Genomic DNA, 1595 nt, shown 5'->3' with positions numbered 1-1595 from the left:
GATTAGTGGCGAACGGGTGAGTAACACGTGAGTAACCTGCCCTTGACTCTGGGATAAGCCTGGGAAACCGGGTCTAATACTGGATACGACCATCTGGCGCATGTCATGGTGGTGGAAAGCTTTTGCGGTTTTGGATGGACTCGCGGCCTATCAGCTTGTTGGCGGGGTAACGGCCCACCAAGGCGACGACGGGTAGCCGGCCTGAGAGGGTGACCGGCCACACTGGGACTGAGACACGGCCCAGACTCCTACGGGAGGCAGCAGTGGGGAATATTGCACAATGGGCGAAAGCCTGATGCAGCGACGCCGCGTGAGGGATGACGGCCTTCGGGTTGTAAACCTCTTTCAGCAGGGAAGAAGCGCAAGTGACGGTACCTGCAGAAGAAGTGCCGGCTAACTACGTGCCAGCAGCCGCGGTAATACGTAGGGCACAAGCGTTATCCGGAATTATTGGGCGTAAAGAGCTCGTAGGCGGTTTGTCGCGTCTGCTGTGAAAGCCCGGGGCTCAACCCCGGGTCTGCAGTGGGTACGGGCAGACTGGAGTGCAGTAGGGGAGACTGGAATTCCTGGTGTAGCGGTGGAATGCGCAGATATCAGGAGGAACACCGATGGCGAAGGCAGGTCTCTGGGCTGTAACTGACGCTGAGGAGCGAAAGCATGGGGAGCGAACAGGATTAGATACCCTGGTAGTCCATGCCGTAAACGTTGGGCACTAGGTGTGGGGGACATTCCACGTTTTCCGCGCCGTAGCTAACGCATTAAGTGCCCCGCCTGGGGAGTACGGCCGCAAGGCTAAAACTCAAAGGAATTGACGGGGGCCCGCACAAGCGGCGGAGCATGCGGATTAATTCGATGCAACGCGAAGAACCTTACCAAGGCTTGACATGGACCGGTAACGCCTGGAAACAGGTGCCCCACTTTGTGGCCGGTTCACAGGTGGTGCATGGTTGTCGTCAGCTCGTGTCGTGAGATGTTGGGTTAAGTCCCGCAACGAGCGCAACCCTCGTTCTATGTTGCCAGCGGTTCGGCCGGGGACTCATAGGAGACTGCCGGGGTCAACTCGGAGGAAGGTGGGGACGACGTCAAATCATCATGCCCCTTATGTCTTGGGCTTCACGCATGCTACAATGGCCGGTACAAAGGGTTGCGATACTGTGAGGTGGAGCCAATCCCAAAAAGCCGGTCTCAGTTCGGATTGAGGTCTGCAACTCGACCTCATGAAGTTGGAGTCGCTAGTAATCGCAGATCAGCAACGCTGCGGTGAATACGTTCCCGGGCCTTGTACACACCGCCCGTCAAGTCACGAAAGTTGGTAACACCCGAAGCCGGTGGCCTAACCCCTTGTGGGAGGGAGCCGTCGAAGGTGGGACCGGCGATTGGGACTAAGTCGTAACAAGGTAGCCGTACCGGAAGGTGCGGCTGGATCACCTCCTTTCTAAGGAGCACCTCGGATCGTGGTGTCCTTCCACTGTGTTGGATGCCTGGTCCGCAGGAGATGCCCATGTCGGGAACATATGTTTCCCGGTGGGTGCTCAAGGGTGGAATATCAATGAATAGGTGCCGGCTGTGCCGGTGGTCGACTGGTTAGTACGTTC

1 rRNA gene is annotated in these 1595 nt (G+C 57.6%); it reads left to right on the top strand.

The window, feature by feature from the left end:
* A 16S ribosomal RNA gene (locus AC5RUW_RS16605) occupies nt 1-1435 on the top strand; the annotation flags it as partial.
* Between the last annotated feature and the right edge of the window lie 160 nt (nt 1436-1595).

This window comes from Arthrobacter sp. Y3222053, assembly GCF_059092805.1.
This window is presented reverse-complemented; position numbering and strand designations above follow the sequence as displayed.